The sequence below is a fragment of the Terribacillus saccharophilus genome, assembly GCF_000725365.1.
Lineage (GTDB): Bacteria > Bacillota > Bacilli > Bacillales > Amphibacillaceae > Terribacillus > Terribacillus saccharophilus.
The window spans coordinates 889,130-909,895 of the sequence record NZ_CP008876.1 but is presented as its reverse complement, the minus strand read 5'-3'; the positions used below and the strand labels follow the sequence as shown (position 1 = coordinate 909,895).

The following is a 20,766-nucleotide window of genomic DNA, read 5'->3' as shown; positions in this document are numbered from 1 at the left end:
TTTTTATTTCATTTCATTCATTTCGGATTCTTGTTCGTCCATATCAACCGCCGTCACCGCATACGTCGCATCCTGATTATCAATTGAAATATTCTTCCGTTCAAAGGCAGCTACACTTGTAACTAGCTCTCTCTTTTCCCCATCCAATTTGTAGATACGATAACCAACAATATCTTCATCTCGTACCGCATGCCAGCTCAACGCGTTTGTACTCTTCTTTACCTCGGTAGGCGCTTGTGGCAGTTTTGGCTTATCTTGCTTAAGCTCTGTTGTCACAACCAGACGATCCGGATGTGTCTGCCGTTCATGGTCGAATGTGCCTGTACAAGTAATCAGATTCAGTACAGCCTTGTCTGATGCACCAAATATTTGTCTGATTGGTGCATTTTCAGCCGGATACGCATGCATCTCCTTCACAACAAAGGTCAGTTTCTTTCCATCCTTATCTGTAATGTACACTTCATCGCCCTCTTCCAGGTCGGTCAAGTAAAAAAACACTGCCGGTCCTTTCTTACTATCAACGTGGCCAGCGATGACAGAACTACCTGCACTGCCTGGTTTATAACCCGGCTCATACCATCCAGTAATATGATCGTCTGCCGGGACTTCCATCTCTCCGTTCTCCAGTTCCCCCTTCGGTTGTACAGTTGCATCAACATCAATTGCCGGAATTTCAATTCGATCCGGTACTATTCCTTCCATTTGCTTCTTTCTCTCTTCTCGAATTTGATCTAGCTTCTGACTCTGTTTTTCCAAAAGAGGAAATTCCGCAACCTTCTTAGCTGAAAATTCATTTTCAGTACTCGTTTGTTCCGTTTTGGTTTCAGTTGTTGGCGGCGGCGCTGCCTGGCGCTGGAATGGATTCATCTCGAGAAGGAAAAAACCGATTACAAGAACACCTGTAATGAGATAAAGTATCGTCAATCGCATCGTATCACCTGCCTATAGCAGAAAGAAGAGAGGACCCACGCCTCTCTCCATTCTAGTGTTTTATTTTATTTTAATTTATTTGCTTTTCTTTGAATAAGGAATCCACTACCGACAACAAATAAACCAGCAGCAGTTACCCAAATGATAGATGCTGTGTGGTCATTGCCGTCGCCTAAGCCTGTATTCGGCATTGCTTCCGGCATGTTCTGACCGGCAAACATATTGGGGTTCTGTTTCACAATTGCATCGCTCAATGTCTGCCCTATTGTGAACATAAGAGCATATCCATCACGATATGTTTGATAAGATTGTTCATAATCACCAGCAACATGCTGTTCAAAAGTCATAATGACACTATTCTCATGCTGCATGATTGCGTCTTTGGCAGCATCCGCTGGTAAGTTTCCTTCTGTTGCAGTACCTAGGAATTCACCAAACTTGGATGCAAAATCATTTTCCAATCTGCTCTTCGCAGCATCGATTCCCTCTTGATCCTCATTTGCTACCGCACTTGCCAAGTCACCTTGTGCATTGATGTGATCTGTTGTCCATATTTGTTCAAACTGATCCGCACCTTCATCACCATAGACAGAAGCGATAGCTGCTTTGAAGTCAGCTGTGTTCTGATCTTCAGCCCATGTCACGAAGTCATAATCCTCTGCTCCCATTGCTCCTTTAGCCAAACTCATTTCAGCTAAGGCGAAATGCTCAGCAGCTAATTTATTCATTGCTGAACGAAGATCTGCTGCTTGCGTATCAACTGCAGTGTTTTCGAATTTATCAGGGCTTTGTGCTGTAATCGCTCCGGACAACGCTTTACTGATATCGAAAATATTATCAAAGCCTTTTAAATAATCGGAATAAGCTGATTTATAATCACCTTCTACATACGCATCAAATGTATCCTGTACATAATCTTCATGTGCCTGTACAGCTTCAATTGCTGCTTCTTCCGGAAGATTGCCTTCTGTTGCTGTTGACAGGAAGGATCCAAATTCATTTGCGAAATCCTCCACTTCCTGCTCCGCTTTTGCTTCAGCTTCCTCGTCTCCATCCTTTACAGCCTTAGCCAAGTCATCTGTATACATATTATGCGGAGTGAAAATGTCTTCGAATTGCTGAGCTGCTTCCTCACCATAAATCGATGCAATTGCTGGAGTCATATCTTCTCCGTTCTGTTCTAATGCCGCTTGCGCCGCAGCTGCATCTGGCGCACCATCATACGTTTTCATCATGGATTCCACCGCAAGTGTATAATGTTCGGAAAGTAAATGATCCAAATTCGCTCGCAGGTCAGCTGCGGGTGTAGTAACTGTTGGAGCTTCTTCCGCTTGTACGCCGACGGCCGGGAAAACAAGTGCAAGTCCTAGTGCTGGTGCCAGTAATTTTTTCATTTTCATGTGTATCTCTCCCTTTTTGTATTGAAAGACTTTCCTTTCTCTATAACTGGCTAACGCATAGAGTTCTAAAGTGGATCACTATTTTTTTAAAAAAATAAAAAAAGCTGCATCATGTATGATGCAGCTCTCCTTTATGTCAATGGAGCACTCAATAAAATATCACCCTGCGGTGTTTCGCTTTCTGGTGTAGGTTCCTTTGTTATAGCTACAGTATCCCAATCTTGCAATTCTTCATCCAAACTGAAGGAAACTGCTCCTTTTCCTTCGGTATCCGGAAGAAAAGTACCTGCACGAGATGGGACGCCATCTTTGAGGAGCCACACCTGATAGGCTTCTTCTCCTTCGAGCGCCTCCAGATTAGCTGCCTGTACGATTAATTCACCTCGATCACCCTGACCTACGATCGCTGCACTGCCTTGAGCTTCATACCCCTCACTGGCAGCCAAATCGACAGCCTTCCGTGTTTCATCCAAATCAATCGTCCGTTCTTCTGGTATATCATCTTCAGTATTTTCTCTCTCATTCATAACCAAATAAACATTACCAAGTAGAGATGCCGCTAAAGCTGCGGCTAGAACCGGCATGACAATTCGACGCTTCTGCCGTTTCGAAGTATCAGTTGATTGTGGAATAACTGTCTTAACAGAATTGCTCTCTCCATGCTCCTCGGAAAAGATATGATCCAATACACGATCCTTCATACCTGCAGGGGGGGTAACTGCTTCCGATGCATACGGCAAATCATCCATCATTTGCTGCAGTTCTTCTAATTCTTCCCGACAAGAAGGACAAGTTGCCAAGTGCTTTTCAAATTCAGCAGATTCTTCGTTTGTCAGCTGTCCATTCAAGTAATCCAATAGCCGTTCACAATTGTTTTCTTGCATCCTATACCCCCCCTTTCTCTTTCACCAATTTGCTTTTCATATGTTTTAAAGCCAAACGGACACGCCCTTTGACCGTACCGAGCGGAATATCCAGCTGACGTGACAGCTCTGCTTGAGAATATCCTTTGTAATACAGCATTTCGATAATTTGCTGCTGCTCCTTGCTCAAATCTCCCATCGCCTTTCGCAGAATCTCACCTTTTTCTTTCCACTCCACAATGTCTTCTACTGCATCCTGATCTGCTTTATCGTCGTTCTTTTCTTCAACTGGTGCCGGGGCCCGCTGCTTCTTCCTGATCAAATCGATACAGGTATGTCTGGTAACCGTCAGCAGCCAAGAAGAGAACTTCCCTTTTTGCTCGCTATAAATATCTCGCTTCGTCCAAAGCTTCAAGAATACTTCTTGCACCGCTTCTTCTGCGATTTCCTGCTGCTGAGTCATGCGGAAGGAGAAGGAGTAAATCAGTTTTTCGTATTTATCATATAGCGTTTCGAGCGCTTGCTTGTCCCCTTGCTGAGTCATGGTATATAACTCAACATCATTTCGACTCATAGCTGCTCCTCATTTCATAAGTAGAATATCTTCCTTGCATAGCGTACCAAACTTCATGTGAAGTAGATAGTCTGTAAGCTAACGGCCGACAGTGACTTTTGGATCACTATACTGTTAATGTAAACGTTCATAATTCTTGTTTATAGGAAAAACCCCTTCCAAAGGGAAGAGGTTTTTCCTATAATTCATTTATTTCGCTTCCAGATCCTCAATAGAATCTGCATCTACATAGTTTGGAACAACTAATCCAGTTTTCGCACCTTCCAAGTTAGGCCCTAGATCAACAACTTGGTCTTTGTATTGCTCATACAAATCACCGTGCGTAGTCGGCAGCCAAGCTGCTACCATGGCATCAGCTTCTCCATTGGCAATCGACTGCCACATAACTGCATTATCAAGTGGAGTAATTGACGTGTTGTATCCTAGGTCGTCCAGTACAACTTTCATCACATTCGTAGAAGCAACTTCAGAATCCCACTCTACATATGCAAGGCTGACTTCCTGACCGTTGCCTTCTTCGGCACCTTCTGTCCATTCAGCTACTTGATCAGCGTGTCCATCAACCCAATTCCGGGCAGCTTCTGCTGGGTCTGCACCTTCACTTACTTCCAGCATAACTTCACCCATATCGTCTGTAGACCAGTTAAATTGATCAAGCACTGTGTTAGCTCCTGGTACATCGTCAGCAAATCCCTGGCGAGTCATTGTGTTGATTGTTTCTTCACTTCCGAATGAGCCCTTCGGATCTTCGAGGTACTTCAGATCATATTTACTGAACATCCAATGCGGCGTCCAGCCAGTGATGATGATTGGCTCTTCATCCTTGATAGCCTCACCTAGAGTTGTAGCCATGGCACCGCTTGAGGATGGCTGCAATGTCCAACCATTCAGCTGGTCATAATCTTCGATTGCTCTTTCTGTTGCACTCATAACACCTGCTCCAGCTTCGATTCCAGTAATTGTGTAATCTACTTGTTCGCTGAAACTGTCTGAACTAGAACTGTCATTACCGCACCCTGCTGCCACTAATGTCAACGCTAGTCCTGCTGCTGCACCTAATGTTTTCCACTTTTTCATATAATCGAACTCCCCTTTTCCTTTAGTTATTGAAAGCCTGTTTCAGGCTAGGCTATATCACTTATTTGGATCTATCTTTGTAGATGTTTTGTGTAAAACGGTCAATGATGATTGCAAGTACTACGATGCTTAGTCCCGCTACGAAACCAGGACCAACCTGTGCTCGCTGTAAGGAAGACAGTACTTCACGGCCAAGACCTGGTGCACCGATCATGGATGCGATTACGACCATGGAAAGTGCCAGCATGACTGTTTGGTTGATACCTGCCATGATAGTGTACTTCGCCATCGGCAATTCCACTTTAAATAACTTCTGTGGTCCAGTTGAACCGAAAGCATCTGCAGCTTCTACCAGCTCCTCAGAAACTTGGCGGATACCAAGGTTTGTGAAACGAACAGTTGGCGGTGTTGCAAAGATTAAGGAAGCAAAGATACCTGGTACAACTCCGATGCTGAAGAAAGCAACTGCCGGAATCAAGTAGACAAAGGCAGGCATTGTCTGCATGAAGTCAAGAATCGGCGTGATAATTGTTTGCGCAATTTTACTTTTGGACATTAAGATACCAATCGGGATACCGACGATAATACACAAAATACTGGAGGTCAGTACAAGTGTGAACGTATCAATCAGCTGATCCCACATACCTTGATTCCAAATGAACAACAAACCGACAATACTGAATACTGCCAATCCAAATTTCCTACCTGTCATGAAAAAGGCTAATATTGCAACTAGCAAGATGAAAATGATAGGAGGAATAGCATCGAGGCCTGATGTAATAACATCCATTAAATTTCCTAAACCATCTTTAATTGGATCAAACAAGAAAGCAAATGTATCTGTGAGCCAACTGACAAAATTAGTTGTCCATTCTGCAACTGGCATAGCCTCTACGTTTTCCATGAAATTAAGCATTCTCGTTCACCTCACCCTCACCAGCAAGTGCGCCAATAACTGCACCTCTGACGATAATTCCTAATAGCTTACCGTTTTCCGTAACAGCTAACGGAACCGGCGAGTCATGGATGACTGCGAACAAATCATGAAGCGGCGTATCCTTCTCAACTGTCGGCACATCCCGCTGGATAATTTCAGATAATTTTTTCACTTCGTTCTTTCTGGCTTCATTCGCTGCATCGGCAGTAATAATACCTTGCAGTACCCTTTTGCTATCAACAACCAAGATACTGGACAAACCAGCTTCTCGCATACGTTCCAATGCTACTCGAGGACCATGTTTTTCTATGTTGACAGTTTCTGGCCGTTTCATGATCTGCTGAGCACTAAGTACTTTTGCACGATCAACATCCTCGACGAACTTCTCGACATAGCTATTGGCCGGATTCATGAGGATTTCCTCAGGTGTCCCGATCTGAACGATGTTTCCGTCTTTCATCAATGCGATGCGATCACCGATCCGAAGCGCTTCGTCCAAGTCATGCGTTATAAACAATATCGTTTTTTTCATCGTTTCCTGCAAATCTAATAATTCATCCTGCATATCTTTTCGGATTAGCGGATCCAGAGCTGAGAAAGCTTCATCCATCAGCATCACTTCTGGATCGTTTGCTAGCGCCCTTGCCAGCCCGACACGCTGCTGCATCCCTCCGGACAATTGACCTGGATATTGATCAAGATAGCTTCCAAGACCAACAAGCTCCAAGGATGTTTTCGCTTTTTCGCTTCTCTCTTGTTTGCTCATTCCTTGCACTTCGAGTCCATATTCCGCATTCTGCAAAATCGTTCTGTTCGGGAATAGTCCGAATCGCTGGAATACCATACTCAGCTTTTGCCGGCGTACTCGGCGAAGCTCCTTCTTATCCATCTTTGCTAAGTTTTCCCCATCAATGTAAACATCGCCTGTTGTAGGTTCAATCAGGCGGTTGATTAAACGTACTAATGTGGATTTACCACTTCCTGAGAGACCCATAATAACGAAAATCTCACCAGCTTCTACTTCAAATGAAGCACGATTTACACCAACTGTGCTTCCTGTTTCTTTTAGAATCTCTTCTTTCGTCTTACCGGCTTCTGCTAATTGCAATGCAGCCTTTGTGTTTTTACCAAACACTTTGGAGAGATTTTCCACTTTAATAATCGGCACAGTATTCACCTCTTTTTTCTGTAACATGATTGTCATCATTAAGATAACTTTCTGTAACAATGACCCGACTCAATTTATGTTATACAAAAAGTTCATACAATACAAACTCCATAAATGGTTATATCAGTCCATAAAGTTCATACAGAATATACTGTACAAACGTTAACGCCATATTTACTCTTATTTACTCCTTAATGCTCCCAAATACTATACTAAGCATTAGTTCCTTTAACCAACTATTTCATGTAAGCTTGAAACAACTGTTATAGGTAAGAGGAGGTAAAACTAGTGAATGAAAGGATTTCATCATATGAGGCGCTTATAATGGAATTAACGAGAACAGGTGAGATGTTTCGTTTATCCTCAACTGAAGCTCGGCTGCTAGCAGTGTTATATATTGAGAACCGTTCACTTACCTTGGATCAAATGGCAAAGTTAATCGGAAAAAGTAAAACTGCTGCAAATATAGCTATTCGTAATTTATCTCACTTAGAGCTCGTTGATCGAGTATGGGTTAAAGGCTCAAGAAAGGATTATTATACGAATGTCGAGCCTTTATATAAAAAACTGATGACACTGCAAGTCAAACAATGGCATACGCAGACAAGCCGGCAGTTCGAAGCTATGGAGCAATTAAAACAGACCATCCCCGATGATGATCCGGATTGGAAGCATATGCAGGAGAAACTCTCCAGCAGCCTTCAGTTCCAGCAAGAAGCAGCTGCTTTACTCAAAAAAATAACCGCTTTCAGCTCCAGCTGATAGCGGATTTCTTTCCATTCATATAGCACTTTATCTTATTCGGCAGCATTAACTCATAAAAAAAACCCTTCCAAAAGGAAGAGGTTCTTCTTAGTTATCTTTAGGTTCTAGATCTTCGATAGAATCTGCATCTACGTAACTAGGTACGACCAACCCGGTTCTTGCACCTTCCAAGCTGGCACCAAGATCAACGACTTGGTCTTTATATTGTTCATATAAATCCCCGTGAGTTGTCGGCAGCCATGCTGATGCCGTTGCATCTGCTTCACCTTGCACGACAGCTTGCCACATGATGGCATTATCAAGTGGTGTGATTTCTGTTTTATAACCAAGGTCATCAAGGACAACTTTCAAGACATTTGTAGAAGCCACTTCGGAATCCCATTCTACATAAACGAGACTTACTTCCTGTCCATTACCTTCTTCAGCGCCTTTTGTCCATTCAGCTACTTTATCTGCATGCTTATCCACCCATTTTCGGGCTGCTTCCGCTGGTTCTGCTCCTTTATTCACCTCGAGCATCACTTCTTCCATATCCTTTACTTCCCAATTAAACTGGTCAAGGACTGTATTTGCTCCAGGTACATCCTCTGCAAAACCTTGGCGTGTGAGCGTATGAAGTGACTCAGCTTCACCATAAGATCCTTTAGGGTCATCCAAATACTTTAGATCATATTTAGCAAACATCCAGTGAGGGGTCCAGCCTGTGATCACAACCGGCTTTTTGTCCTCAATAGCATCTTCCAGTGCAATGGTCATTACACCGCTTGAAGACGGCATAATTGTCCAGCCATCAAGATGGTAATCTTCAATGGCCTTTTCTGTTGCTTTCATAACACCCGCACCAGCTTCAATACCAACAATAGTGTAATCAACTTGCTTACTTAAGCTGTCTGAGCTGGAAGTGTCATTGCCGCAGCCTGCTGCTACAAGTGTCATTGCCAAACCAATGGCAATACCAAATGGTTTCCACTTCTTCATGTAAACGAACTCCCTTTTCCTCACTTATAAATGAAAAAGCCTACTATAGGCTTTTCCAGTTATTTCGATTTATTTCTATAAATGTTTTGTGTAAAACGATCAATGATGATTGCCAATACAAAGATACAAAGTCCGGCTACGAAACCAGGACCTACTTGTGCGCGCTGTAAAGCAGACAATACTTCTCGTCCAAGACCTGGAGCACCGATCATAGATGCAATTACGACCATCGACAGAGCAAGCATTACTGTTTGGTTAACACCAGCCATGATTGTGTATTTTGCCATTGGCAGTTCAACTTTAAATAGCTTCTGCGGACCCGTTGATCCGAAAGCATCTGCCGCTTCAACAAGTTCATCAGATACTTGACGAATACCAAGATTCGTAAAACGAACAGTCGGCGGAGTTGCAAAGATAAGAGAAGCAAATATACCTGGTACTACACCAATACTAAAGAACGCTACTGCCGGGATCAGGTACACAAAGGCAGGCATCGTTTGCATAAAGTCTAAAATAGGTGTGATGATTGTTTCTGCAATCTTACTTTTCGCCATAAGAATACCAATCGGGATACCAATAATGATACAAAGAATACTTGCTGTCAGCACAAGCGTAAACGTTTCAATCAGCTGATTCCAAAGATCCTGGTTCCAGATGAATAGTAAACCAATGATGCTGAATATCGCTAACCCTAATTTTTTCCCTGTCATGAAAAAGGCCAAGATAGCTACTAACAAAATAAATATGATTGGCGGTATGGCAACCAAACCATTTGTAATAACGCTCATAAAACTGCCCAAACCTTCTTTGATCGGATCGAACAAGAAGGCGAATGTATTTGTCAGCCAATCGACGAAATTAGTCATCCATTCCCCAACTGGAATCGTTTTTATATTCTCCATGAAATTAAGCATGTTCATTCACCTCACCCTCACCAGCAAGTGCACCGATAACTGCACCTCTGACGATAATTCCTAATAACTTTCCGTTTTCCGTTACTGACAATGGAACCGGTGAATCATGGATGACTGCGAATAAGTCATGGAGTGGTGTATCCTTTTCTACTGTCGGCACATCACGTTGAATGATTTCTGATAAGTTTTTCACTTCATTCTTTCTAGCTTCATTCGCTGCATCAGCAGTGATGATTCCTTTCAGCATACGCTTACTGTCAACAACAAAGATACTAGACAGACCAGCTTCCCGCATACGCTCAAGTGCAACACGAGGACCATGCTTATCAATATTGACCGTTTCTGGACGTTTCATGATTTGGTGCGCAGTAAGTACTTTCGCCCGATCGACGTCCTCAACGAATTTCTCAACAAATTTATTTGCTGGATTCATAAGAATTTCCTCTGGCGTGCCGATCTGAACGATATGCCCGTCCTTCATCAAAGCGATACGATCACCAATACGGAGTGCTTCGTCTAAATCGTGCGTGATAAAGAGAATCGTCTTCTTCATTGTTTCCTGCAAATCCAACAACTCATCCTGCATATCTTTCCGGATGAGCGGATCAAGAGCTGAAAAAGCTTCATCCATCAGCATAACTTCGGGATCATTTGCCAGTGCACGAGCTAGTCCAACACGTTGCTGCATCCCACCAGATAATTGATCTGGATATTGATCAAGATAGCTTCCCAAGCCTACAAGTTCCAAGGATTCTTTTGCTTTTTTGGTTCTTTCCTGCTTACTGATTCCTTGAACTTCCAATCCGTATTCTGTATTCTGCAAAATCGTTCGGTTCGGAAATAATCCGAATCGCTGAAATACCATGCTAAGCTTTTCACGACGTACACGGCGAAGTTCTTTTTTGTCCATCTTCGCCAAATTTTCTCCATCAATATAAATGTTACCTGTCGTTGGCTCAATCAGACGGTTAATCAATCGGACTAAAGTGGATTTACCACTTCCTGAAAGGCCCATGATAACAAAAATTTCACCTGCTTCTACTTCAAACGATGCACGATTGACACCAACTGTGCTTCCTGTTTCTTTTAGAATCTCTTCTTTCGTTTTACCGGCTTCTGCTGATTGCAGTGCAGCCTTCGTGTTTTTTCCAAACACCTTAGAGAGATTTTCTACTTTAATAATCGGCACAGTATTCACCTCTTTTTCACTAGTCTTCTGTAACTTATCTGTAATAATCAGGAATATTTTCCTATCCCTCTGATTCGACCCTATTAATACTAAACATAAAAAACGAACAAATCAAACGAAACGAATCGTTATATCTGAACATATAGTACGTACAGAATATACTGTACAAAGTTTAAGCTTGTTTTGCTTCTATTTCCGCCGAAATGCTCCAAATTACTGTGTTTCATATTATTTTCTTACCATACAGGTTACTATTTCCTCGAAAAAAGCTAAATGAAAGCTTGGAGTAAAACTTCATTATATGAAGCACTTACTTCAATGCGGGACAAGACCTGCACGCTGTTCAGGCTTTCTCAAAATTGGGCTGAGCTGATGGCTATATTATATGTAGAAAATCGTTTAATCACTCTGGAGCAGATGGCAATTTTATTTGGTAAAGTAAAACTTCTGCTTATCCGGAATCAGTATTTGCGGAGCTTCATAAACATGCTGCCGACAAAAAACCGCCATCAGCATATGCTAATAGCGGTTTTTCATATCCAGTAAAATCAGTTCATCCACTAGACCTTTATATGTATCGTCTTGTTTTTCTTCACGAAGTGCCAGCAGTACATCCCAATAATACAGCTTCTCGGGCATCATCCCAACGAATTCCAGCAGCAGCGACGTGTAATCGAGCAAGCCTTCTTCCTTTTGCTCCTTATATAAGCGGTTAAGCCGCTGGAGCATTTTTAGGACAGCAGCATACTCCTCCTCATTTATATTCCGTTCAATGAGGAGCTTACGGAAAGGGTATTTATCCAACACTCCAGTCTCTGCAATTAAATGCAGATGAAAAGACAGCGTACTCTTTTTTTCTTCCTCCATAAAAACGCTTCCTTTGCCTTTCAAACTGACCGTTTCATACAAACGGATCTTGTTCTTATATTTTAAAGTAAAATTTCCAGGAAAGCTATTGATTTTCCCGTTCAAACGTACTATTATCTCTTAAGTGAAGAAAGCTCACCCTATTTTTAAGTTAACAGAAGGGAGCCACCGGACATGAATTGCTGGAGAAGTGTCGATGCGAAGAAAGATCTCGGTACCAATCGAATATGCCTTATTTCCTCGATGATCGGAATCCTGACTTTCATCATTCTTTATCCAATGCTGACGCTGATCCATCCTAAAATGAAAATTGAAGAAACAGGTCTAATACTTGTATTAATTTCTCTATATTTACTTCCATTCATCCATGGAATTACGCATTTGATACCTTTTTGGATAACAGGGAAGCGCTGTGAATACAGACTGCATTGGCTCGGACAATTTATCCCAAACCTGCATTTTAAGGTTAGGAATGAAACAAGCCGTTTTGTACCGTTTATTTCATTAATCATGCCAACTGCTTTAATTACTTTGCCCTTGCTTGTAGCCGCGATTTTCATGGATACAATGCCCATTTATTATATCCTACTTGTCAGCGTGAATGCAGGTATGACCTTCTCAGATGGCTTCTACCTTTCCAATTTATTGCAGGCACCGCGTAAATGTGTCATTGCAGGGACAGATAAAAGCTACGATATCTTGGTCAAATAACGCTCCCTTCCCGGAGCGTTTTTACATATGGAAAAACTGTGGAATTGCCTCCACAGCTTGCCTTTTACCCTTCAATATGTGATATATTGTCTTATGGGGAAACGGCGGAGAAGCCGCCAATCAAATATAAGTGGATTAGGAGTGTTTGTTTTCATGAAGAAATTAGCTATCGCTGCAGTATTCGCGACAAGCGTTGTCGCACTATCAGCATGTGGTTCAGGTGAGACAGTGGTAGAATCAAAAGCTGGGGATATCTCTAAAGAAGATTATTATCAAGAATTAAGTGACAAATACGGTTCTCAAGTATTACAGACAATGGTTCTCGAAAAGGCCCTTGACGATAAATATGATGTGGACAAAGAACAAATTGACGAACAAGTAGACAAACTGAAGGATCAGTATGGAGATACTTTCGAATCTGTCTTGCAACAAGCAGGCTATGCAGATGAAGATGCCTTCCGTGAATCTGTGAAATCAAGCCTTCTTCAGCAGCAAGCAATTGCAGACGGCGTAGATGTTTCTGATGAAGAAATCCAAACTCGTTATGATCATATGAAAACAGATCTAAATGCAAGTCATATCCTAGTTGCAGATGAAGATACAGCGAAAGAAGTTAAAAAGAAGCTGGATGATGGAGAAGATTGGGACAAGCTTGTTGAAGAATATTCCACAGATACTGGTACAGTAGAAGCTAAGGGCTCTCTGGATTGGTTCACTGCTGGTACAATGGACGCTGCTTTTGAAGATGCAGCTTACAAACTGAAAAAAGGTGAAATCAGTGATCCGGTAGAATCAAGCTTTGGCTGGCACATTATCCGTTTGGATGACTCTCGTGATACGGAACAGGAAGTTGGCTCTCTTGATGATGAACGTGATCAAATCAAGACAGAACTAGCTATCCAGAAAGTAGATTCAACTGAACAGCAAGAAAAAATCAACAAAATACTAAAAGATGCAGACTTCGATATTAAAATCGATGAATATAAAGATTTGATTAGTGATATGACATCTACGTCAACAACTTCTGGTTGATAATAGAAAAGACCGAAACGAATTCGTTTCGGTCTTTTTCTTATTACTTTTTATCTGCACGTCTTGCTTTTTCTTCCTCGATACGCTCCATATAAACATTTCCTTCTCGCTCGATGAACTGCTTCTCTGTTTGGTAATCATGCCGCTGCGTCCGGAATGCCATGAAGCCGCTGCCGATCATGCAAAGAAAAACAAGCATGACCCACAATGGAATATCTGGCATTGTCAAACCCCCTTGTCCTTGTTCTGTAATATCTATGCTAGTGGACAAGGATTCATGACAGAGATTATGATGCTACTCGCTGTTCTTTGTGGTAACGTTTGAACATCGCATTATAGACGAAGGCACTCACTAGAGCCAACAGAGCTAAAATTGTGAATGTGAGCTGATAGCTCATATAGCTGACGAGCACAAGACTGAGCGGTGCGAGCAGCTTCCCAAGCGTGAAACGCAAGCTTGCAGCTGAAAAGTATTGCCCCCTGCTCTCTTCAGTGGCTAGTGTTGCGACAAAGCTTTCTTGTAAGCCGACTACCATTAGCTCCCCGATTGTGAAAAGGATGATTGCAACTACAAAAATCCAGAAGCTTTCTGTCATCCCGTACAGCAAAATACCCGCTGCATAGGCAATGCTGGAAGCGACGAACACACGGGCAATGCGGAATTTGGTGACAAACTTTGATGTAAATACTGTGAATATAGCTACTAACAAACCATTCAAAGCTAGAATAAGTGAAAATGCTTGTTTTCCATCCACTTCTATGCGGAGATCACCAAGTGCAAAAACGGTTTGATTGGTAATGACTTCGCTCGTATAAACAGCTATCAGTATATCCAGCTGCATAAACGTCTGTGCTACTAAAACACCTGCCACGATGAAAAGCAGGAAAGTCCGGTCTTTGGCAATGATGCGATATGTCTGAAGTTCTTTCCAGACAGCTTTGTACCATGCTGCATGATCAGCTTTCTCTTGTTTCTTCTCCGGCACAGTTTCCCGGATGAAGACTTGCATAATGACAAATAGAATGGCAGTAAGCAGGAAACCTGCCAGCAGCATTTGAAACCGGTACGAATAAAATAAAACAGTTCCGATCAACGGTCCAATTACTACAGCTATATTAAGGCTTGTATAGAAGACAGCGAAAACAGAAGCCCGATCTTTCTCCTTAACCACATCTGCTACCATCGCATGTGATGCAGGCCAATACAGCGCACTCCAAATGCCAAGGAAGCTAAACGCAAGGAAAGTTAAAGCTGATGATGTCAGCCACGGTGAATTCGCATACGCAAACACTAGGAAAGTGATGGATTGACCAGCAACCGCGATGCTCATCATCCTTCTTCGCCCAAAACGGTCGGCACAATATCCCCCAACTAAGCTTGCCAATACGGAAAGCGCTTGGGATAACATGAGCAGCCATCCAGCTTTGTCCTTCCCGAAGGCGTCTTGGAAAAAGATCGTCATGAACGGGAAGTAGGCCCAAAACAGGAAATTCATCATTGCTTCCCCAAGCAAACGGATCTTAAGATTACGATCCCAATCCTTCCATCTCATATAATTCCCTCTATTCTATTTTTCTCTCTATTTCTTCATTCCCGCTCAAAAGTAGGCTTATAGAAGCTGCGATTCTCCAAGGAAAAGACACGCTCTGAAAAATCTCCAGGCGCCACCTTATCCATGACACGCTGCAGCGTATTCATCTTCGCATCAATCATGTCAATCATATGCAGGAGCTCCGCTTCACGTACGAGTGGCGGCTTCGGACTGCCCCATTCCCCTTTACCATGGTGGCTTAAAATCATATGTTGCAAAATCATTACTTCTTCAGTTTCAATTTGCAATTCTCTGGCGGCCTGGGCAATTTCATCTGACATGATGGAAATGTGACCGAGCAGCTTCCCTTCCACCGTGTAAGTAGGACTCGTAGCACCGGACAGCTCTCGTACTTTACCGATATCGTGCAGAATGATTCCCGCATAAAGCAAATCCTTGTTGATCTCCGGATAAAGATTTTTTAATTCGCGAGCAATCCGCAGCATGGATACGACGTGGAACGCAAGCCCGGAAACAAACTCATGATGATTACGTACTGCCGCAGGGTAAACGAGCAGCTGTTCTTGATAATTAGATAAAAAATACCGCGTAATCCGCTGAAAATTTGGATTTTCCATTTCAAAAATGAATGATGTCAATTCTTCCAATAGTTGTTCCTTTGTAAGCGGGGCCCGCTTAACAAAATCATGCGCATGTACCCCATCAGTTGGTTCTGCCACTCGAATAGCTTGTATTTTAAGCTGCAGCCGACCGCGGAATGCGTTCACTTCACCTTGGACCTTGATTACTTGATTAGCATGATATCGCTGTTCATCAGCAGGTGATGCATCCCATAGCTTCGCCTCGATATCTCCAGTATCATCACCTAATATCAATGTCATAAAAGCTTTACCATTACTTGCAATAGCTTTGTCTGCTTGTTTGATCAACAGGAAGCTATCAAATTTATCTCCTACCTGGTAATACCCAATACCTTTTTTCAACCCAATTCTCCTCCCTCATAAATACAGCCCTTACTATGCTAGCAAGGGCATCATGCTCCAAGCCCTTTATCTTTTTGGCGGCTTTGGAACGTATTTGAATATTTCTCCTGATTCGACCACATGAATGAACTGCAGGAGCCACGTATAATAATCGCGAGCGTACTGAAGCCGGTCAATGTCTTTATCGATTCTTTCAATCAATTCCGAATCATCGACACCTTCCTTCAGCTGCTTAAGCTCCTCAATCGTCTCATCAGCTTCCTCTAAATTTGATTGGGTGCTTTTCTCCCACTTATTTCCGAAGATTGATGTAAACGATTTGTACCAGTCTTCCTCCGATTTATATAGATCCTTCCGCATACCTTTCTTATATGCAGTTTCTACCATTTTCATCTCGGCTAATGCTCTGACGCCTGTGGACATACTCGTTTTACTCATTTCCAAAGCATCTCTCATATCATCCAATGTCATTGGTTGATCCGCAAAATAAAGCGCACCATATAGTCGGCCAACGGATGAGGTAATACCATATAAATTCATATTCTTGGCAATAACCTGTATGAATTTTTCTATCGATTCCTCGTATTTAGCCCAATTTTCTTCGTTACTTGGCACTGCCCGACCCTCCAGCTTACAATAATCCATTTTTTATCTTAACCAGTTTACCATTATTGTTACCTTTTTGCGAATGCTAAAACGCTACCATAAACCAGTTTTCTGCGTTTTTTCAAGATGAAGCAATTTAGATTGGCTAGTCCATTCAAATGTCGGTTGTTCCCAAGTGAATAAAATGATCTGCTGCACGTCTGCAGCAGCCTGCAGTATTGGGAGAAAGCGTTCCCTTCTTTCATGATCTGTGTGGCTGAATGCATCGTCAATCAATAACGGAAAGCTCTGCTGTACCCCAAGATGTCGGGAGAGTGCAAGCCGCAGACAAAGATACAGCTGTTCAATCGTCCCCCTGGAGAGCTGCTCCACAGCAATATTTCTGCTGTACCGATCCTTTACAACCAAGCTTCCTGTCTCTGTTAGCACAAGCCCCTTATACTGATCTGCCACCTTTGAAAATAAACTGCTCGCTTCACTAAGGACTCTTGGGAATCTCTCTTCCTGAAACGTCCTTTTTGTTTGATAAAGCATATCATAAGCAAGTTTTCGCACAGCCCACTTTCGTCCAGCTGTTGTTAACACTTGCTTTTGTCCCTGCAGCTCATGATAAGCCGCCGAAGCTGTCGTATCCGACTCAAGATCAGCCAGCTTGACTTGTAGTGTAGCCGCACGCTGTCGATGTTTATCTAGTTCTTCTTCCACAAACTCCTGTTCCGTTTCGAGACTGGCAATCACTTGCTCCACCTTATCCTGTTTATGTTCCATTTCTTCTGCTGAAAAATGTTGGTCAGGCAGGATAGCTCGTATTTGCAATTGATAGTGCTCCAATTCTTCCATAAGCTGCGTTTTTATTCGATATTGCTCAGCTAAATATACGAACTGTTTGTCATCTTTGGCTCCGGCATTTGCAAACAGATTTGCCTTTTGCTCCTGTAAAGGTTTAAGCTGCTTATCCAACTTTTGTATGTGCTGCTGAATATCCTGCTGGCGATCAAGCAGCTGCTCCTTTGTATGCCTTAGCTTTTGCTGTGTCTCGATCACATATTCTGCTTGTTCAATTGTTTTCGCTGATGGTAAATCCATCGGCAAATTCAATATGTCGCGTAGCCGGTCAATAGTACTCGTATAGTGTAGCTGCCGCTCTTCATACTCTTGATTTACCTTGTGCAGCATACCTGCCAGCTGCTCTTTTGTTTTCCACTCCTGGACGGCTTTCTCCCAATGTACTAGCGGAACATCTGTTAAGAAAGAAAACTTCTCAATGTGCATAGCAGTTTCTTGCTCAAGTTTCTCTCTATTTTTGATCTGCATTGAATAAGACTGCTGTAATTCCATAAGCTGTACTTCCAAAGGGTTACGCTGCTCCTCCAATTGACGCCAGCGGACTCGAAGTTCCTGCTGTTCTGCCAGTTTTTCGGAAGCATAGGAAGAACTCCCTGGCTGATTGTTAGGCTGATGTCCAAAGCGCCAATGCATAACAGCACCAACCAGCAAAAGAATTCCACTTCCAGCTAAAATCCAATTTGCAGTTAGAATACCAATACCACTTAATAGCACCGCAAAAACTAGCAAGAGGCCAATCGGAGAAAATGCTACTTTAGATATATCTTTTTCTGCACGTTTTGTGTCCTTCTTGGTGTGAAGTTCTCGATATTCCTTTTCAGAAATCAAGCTCTGGTGGATTCTATCCTGCAAATGATCTACCTTATCTATTTCCTGCCTCTTCGCAGCAATAGACTGTTGAATACGCTCACTCTCTGCATCCAATATCATCATTTTTTCCTGAAGCAGACGCCATTCCCCAGTTGCTTCGGCAATATATGAATTCCAATCGAATTCATCCGGGTAAGGATAGCTTACATGTGCACTAGCTAATTGGTTTTGAAGTTTATAACGCTCTTCCTCCAATAGTTGTGTACGTTTCATATCAGCTGTCCAATCTGTCTTAGCTGCCAGTTGGTATAGTTCCTTATACAATTCATCTTTCAACAGTTGATCCTCTGCTGAAACTAAATCCTTATGTATCGAAGCAGATTCCTTCGTGTGAACATGAAATTGAGCTTCCAAGGGCTGAAGCTGCTGTTGAATTTGCTGCTGCTGCGCAATCCCATCAGAAGGGAATGTCTCCACACTTGCCAGCTGCTTTAGCTGTTCCTTTGCGAAAGCTTCTTTCTTCTGCCACGGAATAGCTTGCAATACTTGTTTTTGAACACTAATCTGTGCGCGTAGCTCTGCCTTCCTCTTCTGTAACTCATCTGTTTTTTCTAGTATTTCCTGTAATTTTTCTTTATCCGGAAGATAAGCAGCTTCCCTATCAGTAAGCTCCTGTACAAGGCGTTCCTGTTCAGAAAAGGCATGCAGCATTGCATTTATTTTAGGCTTCCTTCCCTGTGGTCGGAATAACTGCTGCAATTCCTGCTGAAGCTTTTTCTCCAGCTTATGAACATCGGCTGAGCCTGTCTGTCCTGCATCCAATAATACTTTTCCCAGTTGTTCCTTGTCAGTCAGCTGCAAGGAAACAAGTGCCTCCGTATCCAAAGTGAAAACTTGGCGAAATATAGAAGCATCCATACCATCAAGCTTGTTTTCCAGCCACTGCTGATCTTTTTGCTCAGAGCCTACATAGCATACAGCCTGACCATTATGCTGGTCCAGGATCCGTTCGACAACTACTTCGCCATCAGGAAAACGAAGGTTGAGTCGTCCACCTGGAGTACCGCCAGTCCTTGGTCTATATGATTCAATTTCTCGTGAACGCATCCCGAATAATATATAGATAAGAAAGGCTTTTATGGTGGATTTACCTGCTTCATTCTCTCCCTGGATGATAACAAGCGAGCTGTCTTCGAAATCGAAAGTATATTCATGCCATTTGCCGAAATCATAAATATGTCCGCCGCTAATTTGCATCGTCATTCTACCTCCAATAAGGTTTGGAGCAGCAGTTGTTTTGCTTCCTCCAGCATCTCCTGTAATTCTTCCTCAGAATAAGACTGCTTGATTTTACGGAATTGACGATTTCCCATCAGCTCCTCCAAACTATGTGTCATATCATTCGCTGAATAGGTAGTAGTGTACAGAGCAGCAGTGAAATCATTACGCTCGAGAAGCAGTTCTTCCTTCATGTCAAGAGTTGCCTGAACAGAAAAACCAGCAAGTATGAGCTGGCTGCCAAGACTTTGCTGCTGCTCATTGACAATCTCAAGTAATTCTTCCAAACGTTCCTCCTGGTTCCATCGCATCAACAGATGTGCAGGACCATGGAAGATTATGTGGAGCACAGCCTCTCCAAATGCGTCCTCCCAATTCATACAGCTATTCAGTACATCCTGCTCCAAATCATATAATGCTGTTCCTTCTTTGACTTCCACATCCACTGTTTCAAATCGTATATCCTGCAGAGGAAGAAACGTCATGGCACAGGATTGCCCCTCCAACTCGACCAAATAACAGCCCTTCTCTCCAGATTCTTTACGATGTCTGCCTTGGATATTTCCTGAGTAGACAATTGGGGGCTGATCGGACAATACTTCACGCTTGTGGATATGCCCCAGCGCCCAATAATCAAAACCAGCTTGTCTCAGCTCATCTAAGCTGAAGGGAGCATAAATATCTGCTGCACTTCCAGTACCCAAACTAGCATGGAGCATGCCTATCTGGTAAATTCCATCTCCTTTAGATTCGTATTCCAGCGCTTTTCTTGATCTAATATGTCTCGTCGTATAACTGAAGCCATGGATTGCCGCTACTGGCTCGCCATTTTTCTCATAGAAGAATGTTTCCACTTTTTCCGATTGAAAAATATGTACATTGTTCGGGTATTTCATCATTGGTTTTTTCCCAGTAAAATCATGATTTCCGTACTGCATGTACACATCAATACTGTGCTTTTGCAGTTCTTTACAAGCTTCCCGCAAGGCAACGAGTGCTTTGAGAGATTGTCTGTTGGAATCGAAGATATCTCCTGCCAGTAAGACAAAATCCACTTTATTTGTAATGGCACACTGTACTAGCTGTTTCAAGGATTGAAAGGTACTGTCCTGCAAACGGCTTTTCATCGCAGGGTGCGCAGCAGTCAACCCTTCCATTAGGCTATCCAGATGAAGATCAGCAGCATGGATAAATGTTAGTTTAGGCGGCATAACGTTTCCTTCCTATAGTCGTTTGCTTCTATAGTAGCACGCACTCTTTACGAATGCACGTTCGGTTTTAAAAA

The 20,766-nt window shown here is 42.6% G+C and carries 20 protein-coding genes; 3 read left to right on the top strand and 17 right to left on the bottom strand.

Going from position 1 to position 20,766, the window contains the following annotated elements; translation table 11 throughout:
* Nucleotides 1-3: 3 nt before the first annotated feature.
* The 7 genes from GZ22_RS04685 to GZ22_RS04655 all read right to left on the bottom strand — a co-directional run bounded on the left by GZ22_RS04685 (nt 4) and on the right by GZ22_RS04655 (nt 6,949).
* Nucleotides 4-930, bottom strand: a complete 927-nt coding sequence (locus GZ22_RS04685; RefSeq protein ID WP_038559256.1) for a class F sortase — start codon at nt 928-930, stop codon at nt 4-6.
* A 65-nt stretch (nt 931-995) separates the two neighbouring features.
* Nucleotides 996-2,330, bottom strand: a complete 1,335-nt coding sequence (locus GZ22_RS04680) for a hypothetical protein (RefSeq protein ID WP_038559253.1) — start codon at nt 2,328-2,330, stop codon at nt 996-998.
* A 131-nt stretch (nt 2,331-2,461) separates the two neighbouring features.
* Nucleotides 2,462-3,214 (bottom strand): anti-sigma factor, encoded by a 753-nt coding sequence (locus tag GZ22_RS04675; RefSeq protein ID WP_038559250.1) that lies wholly within the window; start codon nt 3,212-3,214, stop codon nt 2,462-2,464.
* A gap of 1 nt (nt 3,215) precedes the next feature.
* Nucleotides 3,216-3,767: an RNA polymerase sigma factor gene (locus GZ22_RS04670; RefSeq protein ID WP_038559247.1), complete on the bottom strand. Its 552-nt coding sequence runs from the start codon at nt 3,765-3,767 to the stop codon at nt 3,216-3,218.
* A gap of 189 nt (nt 3,768-3,956) precedes the next feature.
* Nucleotides 3,957-4,844 (bottom strand): glycine betaine ABC transporter substrate-binding protein, encoded by an 888-nt coding sequence (locus tag GZ22_RS04665; protein WP_038559244.1) that lies wholly within the window; start codon nt 4,842-4,844, stop codon nt 3,957-3,959.
* A 61-nt stretch (nt 4,845-4,905) separates the two neighbouring features.
* Entirely contained in the window at nt 4,906-5,760 is an 855-nt protein-coding gene (locus GZ22_RS04660) for an ABC transporter permease (RefSeq protein ID WP_038559241.1), read from the bottom strand.
* Nucleotides 5,753-6,949: a quaternary amine ABC transporter ATP-binding protein gene (locus GZ22_RS04655; protein WP_038565638.1), complete on the bottom strand. Its 1,197-nt coding sequence runs from the start codon at nt 6,947-6,949 to the stop codon at nt 5,753-5,755. The genes GZ22_RS04660 and GZ22_RS04655 overlap by 8 nt, the downstream gene beginning before the upstream one ends.
* Nucleotides 6,950-7,273: 324 nt before the next feature.
* Between GZ22_RS04655 and GZ22_RS04650 the strand changes: the two genes are divergently transcribed.
* Nucleotides 7,274-7,711 carry a GbsR/MarR family transcriptional regulator gene (locus tag GZ22_RS04650; protein WP_123921885.1) on the top strand — a complete coding sequence of 146 codons (438 nt, stop codon included), beginning with the start codon at nt 7,274-7,276 and terminating at the stop codon, nt 7,709-7,711.
* 90 nt (nt 7,712-7,801) lie between these two features.
* Here GZ22_RS04650 and GZ22_RS04645 read toward each other — a convergent pair whose 3' ends face one another.
* From GZ22_RS04645 to GZ22_RS04625, 4 genes are all read right to left on the bottom strand, one after another.
* Nucleotides 7,802-8,692 carry a glycine betaine ABC transporter substrate-binding protein gene (locus GZ22_RS04645; protein WP_038559238.1) on the bottom strand — a complete coding sequence of 297 codons (891 nt, stop codon included), beginning with the start codon at nt 8,690-8,692 and terminating at the stop codon, nt 7,802-7,804.
* Nucleotides 8,693-8,751: 59 nt separating this feature from the next.
* Nucleotides 8,752-9,612, bottom strand: a complete 861-nt coding sequence (locus tag GZ22_RS04640) for an ABC transporter permease (protein WP_404819753.1) — start codon at nt 9,610-9,612, stop codon at nt 8,752-8,754.
* The gene (locus tag GZ22_RS04635) at nt 9,599-10,795 is read right to left on the bottom strand and encodes a quaternary amine ABC transporter ATP-binding protein (RefSeq protein WP_038559232.1); all 1,197 of its coding nucleotides are present in this window, start codon (nt 10,793-10,795) and stop codon (nt 9,599-9,601) included. Before GZ22_RS04635 ends, GZ22_RS04640 begins: the two co-directional genes overlap by 14 nt.
* A 519-nt stretch (nt 10,796-11,314) precedes the next feature.
* Nucleotides 11,315-11,662 (bottom strand): DUF1878 family protein, encoded by a 348-nt coding sequence (locus GZ22_RS04625; RefSeq protein ID WP_038565632.1) that lies wholly within the window; start codon nt 11,660-11,662, stop codon nt 11,315-11,317.
* Nucleotides 11,663-11,836: 174 nt separating this feature from the next.
* Here GZ22_RS04625 and GZ22_RS04620 point away from each other — a divergent pair, with 174 nt between their 5' ends.
* Nucleotides 11,837-12,373 (top strand): DUF3267 domain-containing protein, encoded by a 537-nt coding sequence (locus GZ22_RS04620; protein ID WP_038559226.1) that lies wholly within the window; start codon nt 11,837-11,839, stop codon nt 12,371-12,373.
* Between the two features lie 153 nt (nt 12,374-12,526).
* On the top strand, nt 12,527-13,405 hold the full coding sequence (locus tag GZ22_RS04615) for a peptidylprolyl isomerase (RefSeq protein ID WP_038559223.1): 879 nt from the start codon (nt 12,527-12,529) through the stop codon (nt 13,403-13,405).
* A 43-nt stretch (nt 13,406-13,448) separates the two neighbouring features.
* Here GZ22_RS04615 and GZ22_RS04610 read toward each other — a convergent pair whose 3' ends face one another.
* The 6 genes from GZ22_RS04610 to GZ22_RS04585 all read right to left on the bottom strand — a co-directional run bounded on the left by GZ22_RS04610 (nt 13,449) and on the right by GZ22_RS04585 (nt 20,692).
* Nucleotides 13,449-13,628 carry a sporulation YhaL family protein gene (locus GZ22_RS04610; protein ID WP_038559221.1) on the bottom strand — a complete coding sequence of 60 codons (180 nt, stop codon included), beginning with the start codon at nt 13,626-13,628 and terminating at the stop codon, nt 13,449-13,451.
* A 64-nt stretch (nt 13,629-13,692) separates the two neighbouring features.
* Nucleotides 13,693-14,958 carry an MDR family MFS transporter gene (locus tag GZ22_RS04605; RefSeq protein WP_038559218.1) on the bottom strand — a complete coding sequence of 422 codons (1,266 nt, stop codon included), beginning with the start codon at nt 14,956-14,958 and terminating at the stop codon, nt 13,693-13,695.
* Nucleotides 14,959-14,993: 35 nt separating this feature from the next.
* Nucleotides 14,994-15,941 (bottom strand): 3'-5' exoribonuclease YhaM, encoded by a 948-nt coding sequence (gene yhaM / locus GZ22_RS04600; protein ID WP_038559216.1) that lies wholly within the window; start codon nt 15,939-15,941, stop codon nt 14,994-14,996.
* Between the two features lie 66 nt (nt 15,942-16,007).
* A complete protein-coding gene (locus GZ22_RS04595; RefSeq protein WP_038559213.1) occupies nt 16,008-16,556 on the bottom strand; it encodes a GbsR/MarR family transcriptional regulator in 549 nt (182 codons plus the stop codon).
* Nucleotides 16,557-16,640: 84 nt separating this feature from the next.
* Entirely contained in the window at nt 16,641-19,466 is a 2,826-nt protein-coding gene (locus tag GZ22_RS04590) for an ATP-binding protein (protein WP_084160651.1), read from the bottom strand.
* Complete coding sequence (locus GZ22_RS04585; RefSeq protein WP_038559208.1) at nt 19,463-20,692, bottom strand: metallophosphoesterase family protein; 1,230 nt, start codon at nt 20,690-20,692, stop codon at nt 19,463-19,465. Before GZ22_RS04585 ends, GZ22_RS04590 begins: the two co-directional genes overlap by 4 nt.
* Nucleotides 20,693-20,766 lie beyond the last annotated feature (74 nt).

What these genes read in the sequence shown, in the direction of transcription:
- GZ22_RS04590 (WP_084160651.1), bottom strand. Translation starts at nt 19,466, where the DNA reads ATGACGATGCAAATTAGCGGCGGACATATTTATGATTTCGGCAAATGG.
- GZ22_RS04640 (WP_404819753.1), bottom strand. Translation starts at nt 9,612, where the DNA reads ATGAACATGCTTAATTTCATGGAGAATATAAAAACGATTCCAGTTGGG.
- GZ22_RS04660 (WP_038559241.1), bottom strand. Translation starts at nt 5,760, where the DNA reads ATGCTTAATTTCATGGAAAACGTAGAGGCTATGCCAGTTGCAGAATGG.
- GZ22_RS04665 (WP_038559244.1), bottom strand. Translation starts at nt 4,844, where the DNA reads ATGAAAAAGTGGAAAACATTAGGTGCAGCAGCAGGACTAGCGTTGACA.
- GZ22_RS04685 (WP_038559256.1), bottom strand. Translation starts at nt 930, where the DNA reads ATGCGATTGACGATACTTTATCTCATTACAGGTGTTCTTGTAATCGGT.
- GZ22_RS04670 (WP_038559247.1), bottom strand. Translation starts at nt 3,767, where the DNA reads ATGAGTCGAAATGATGTTGAGTTATATACCATGACTCAGCAAGGGGAC.
- GZ22_RS04675 (WP_038559250.1), bottom strand. Translation starts at nt 3,214, where the DNA reads ATGCAAGAAAACAATTGTGAACGGCTATTGGATTACTTGAATGGACAG.
- GZ22_RS04645 (WP_038559238.1), bottom strand. Translation starts at nt 8,692, where the DNA reads ATGAAGAAGTGGAAACCATTTGGTATTGCCATTGGTTTGGCAATGACA.
- GZ22_RS04620 (WP_038559226.1), top strand. Translation starts at nt 11,837, where the DNA reads ATGAATTGCTGGAGAAGTGTCGATGCGAAGAAAGATCTCGGTACCAAT.
- GZ22_RS04615 (WP_038559223.1), top strand. Translation starts at nt 12,527, where the DNA reads ATGAAGAAATTAGCTATCGCTGCAGTATTCGCGACAAGCGTTGTCGCA.
- GZ22_RS04650 (WP_123921885.1), top strand. Translation starts at nt 7,274, where the DNA reads ATGGAATTAACGAGAACAGGTGAGATGTTTCGTTTATCCTCAACTGAA.
- GZ22_RS04610 (WP_038559221.1), bottom strand. Translation starts at nt 13,628, where the DNA reads ATGCCAGATATTCCATTGTGGGTCATGCTTGTTTTTCTTTGCATGATC.
- GZ22_RS04585 (WP_038559208.1), bottom strand. Translation starts at nt 20,692, where the DNA reads ATGCCGCCTAAACTAACATTTATCCATGCTGCTGATCTTCATCTGGAT.
- GZ22_RS04625 (WP_038565632.1), bottom strand. Translation starts at nt 11,662, where the DNA reads ATGGAGGAAGAAAAAAAGAGTACGCTGTCTTTTCATCTGCATTTAATT.
- GZ22_RS04605 (WP_038559218.1), bottom strand. Translation starts at nt 14,958, where the DNA reads ATGAGATGGAAGGATTGGGATCGTAATCTTAAGATCCGTTTGCTTGGG.
- GZ22_RS04680 (WP_038559253.1), bottom strand. Translation starts at nt 2,330, where the DNA reads ATGAAAATGAAAAAATTACTGGCACCAGCACTAGGACTTGCACTTGTT.